At 68.6% G+C, this 2,018-nt stretch carries 2 protein-coding genes and 1 pseudogene; 1 reads left to right on the forward strand and 2 read right to left on the reverse strand.

What is annotated here, in order from left to right:
* The first annotated feature begins 290 nt into the window (after window positions 1–290).
* Window positions 291–587, forward strand: coding sequence for a WhiB family transcriptional regulator (locus tag KME77_RS22275; protein WP_148036282.1), 297 nt, complete (start codon window positions 291–293; stop codon window positions 585–587).
* Window positions 588–655: 68 nt separating this feature from the next.
* Here KME77_RS22275 and bagB read toward each other — a convergent pair whose 3' ends face one another.
* Together bagB and KME77_RS22285 are read right to left on the reverse strand one after the other, a co-directional pair.
* Entirely contained in the window at window positions 656–1,783 is a 1,128-nt protein-coding gene (bagB, locus tag KME77_RS22280) for an ATPase BagB (RefSeq protein WP_219470844.1), read from the reverse strand.
* Window positions 1,780–2,018 (reverse strand): annotated as a pseudogene (locus KME77_RS22285) (ATPase); the annotation flags it as partial. The gene bagB and the pseudogene KME77_RS22285, both read right to left, overlap by 4 nt.

Here is a 2,018-nt window from a genome sequence, read left to right on the forward strand (position 1 = left end):
ATCGATCTCGCGTACGCGAACCCGCTCAGCCACAAACAGAGTCTGAGGCGATCACACCGACCGAGGTGGGACCTTGATCGGCGTGTCCCTACGAAACGGGGCAAACCCAAGATGATGCGGCACTAGTCATTCCCGGTCAAGACTCCAGCAGGAAATTGGTCCTCTGGGGTCTGTCGGCCCGAACGTCTCGTTGCGTACGTTCTCCACTGCGGCAACTGAATACGGAGGCTCGGCGCCCGCGCCCGTCGGCCCCAAATGACGACTGACCACCTAAGGGGAGTGGGGTCGAAATGTGGATCACGGATTGGACCTCCCGTGCCGCCTGTCGAGGCGCGGATCCGGACGCGTTGTTCGTCCAGGGAGCCGCACAGAACAGGGCGAAGCTGATCTGCCGAGGATGCCCGGTCCGTACCGAATGCCTCGCCGATGCTCTCGACAATCGCATTGAGTTCGGGGTATGGGGCGGTATGACGGAACGGGAACGCAGGGCCCTGCTACGACGGCGGCCCGACGTGGACTCGTGGCGCGAGCTGCTCGAGTCCGCCAAGGAAGAGTACGAACGGACCAACGAGCTGATCGCAGGCTGAAGCCAGGCCGCAAGCAGGCCGAACCAAGCCCTCAGAGCGTACGGCCGGTGCCCCCACCGGCCGTACTCTCATGTACTCGCCAGGAGTTCCCCGATCCGGCGCAATCCCGCCAGATCATGGACATCCTCCGACATCGCACGCACCTGGACGACCGGCACCGTCGGGTGGGCCGACACGAAGTGGTCCTGCTCCCGGTGCTCACGAGCCGCGAGCTGCATCCTGCCGGTGTGAAGCCGCAACACGGCGGCGGTCAGCTCGTGCTCACCCCGAGTCTCCAGGTCCTCCGCGGCGGCGGCGCTGCGCGCGGCAGAAAGCGCCGAAGCGGTGGGCTCGTGCACCCGGTTGACGACCAGCCCGGCCAGGGGCATGCGCTCCTCGGCCAGTCGTTCGACGAAGTAGGACGCCTCGCGCATCGCGTCGCGCTCCGGCGCCGCCACCACCACGAACGCGGTGCCCGGCGCCTGGAGCAGCCGATAGGTCATCTCGGCGCGCTGCCGGAAACCACCGAAGACGGCGTCCAGCGCGGAGACGAACGTCTGCAGGTCCTTGATGACCTGCGCGCCCAGCAGCTTGGTCATCGCACCGGCCATGAGCCCGAACCCGACATTCAGCAGCCTGAAGGCGCTGCGCCCACCGGCCTTGGCCGGCGCGGTCAGCAGCCGGATGAACCTGCCGTCGAGGAAGCGCCCGAGCCGCTCGGGCGCGTCGAGGAAGTCGAGCGCCGAGCGTGACGGCGGCGTGTCGACGATGATCAGGTCCCACTCGTCGGAGCGGCGAAGCTGGCCGAGCTTCTCCATCGCCATGTACTCCTGCGTGCCGGAGAAGCTGGACGACAGGGACTGGTAGAAGGGGTTCGACAGGATCTGCCGGGCCCGCTCGGGATCGGCGTGCGCCTCGATGATCTCGTCGAACGTGCGCTTCATGTCGAGCATCATCGCGAACAGCTGGCCGCCGCCCTCGGGCGAGCTCACCAGCCGCGGCGTGTTGTCCAGCTCGGTGAGCCCCATCGACTGGGCCAGCCGCCTGGCGGGGTCGACGGTCAGCACGACCACGCACCTGCCGCGCTCGGCGGCGCGCAGGCCCATCGCGGCGGCCGTCGTGGTCTTGCCCACGCCGCCGGCGCCGCAGCAGACGATGATCCGGGTGCCCCGGTCGTCGAGGATCGCGTCGACGTCGAGAGGTGTGTGCTGCTTCACGCTGCTCCCTGCGTACGGATTACCTCGGCCAGCTCGTACAGGCCGGCCAGATCGACGCCGTCGGCCAGCAGCGGCAGCTCGTACGACGGCATCGCCGCCTTCGTCAGAGAGGCGCGCTCCTCGCGTTCGAGCTCGGTCCGCCGGGCGTGCTCGGCGACCTCCTCGGCCAGCGCCTCGGCCAGCGCGGTGGCGCCGTCGGCGAGCCCGGCGGGCTTCAGCCCGAGCGTCAGCTCGC

Source organism: Nonomuraea rhizosphaerae, from assembly GCF_019396405.1.
Lineage (GTDB): Bacteria > Actinomycetota > Actinomycetes > Streptosporangiales > Streptosporangiaceae > Nonomuraea > Nonomuraea rhizosphaerae.

Excerpts from the sequence above, each read along its gene's own strand:
- KME77_RS22275 (WP_148036282.1), top strand. The coding sequence starts at position 291 with ATGTGGATCACGGATTGGACCTCCCGTGCCGCCTGTCGAGGCGCGGAT.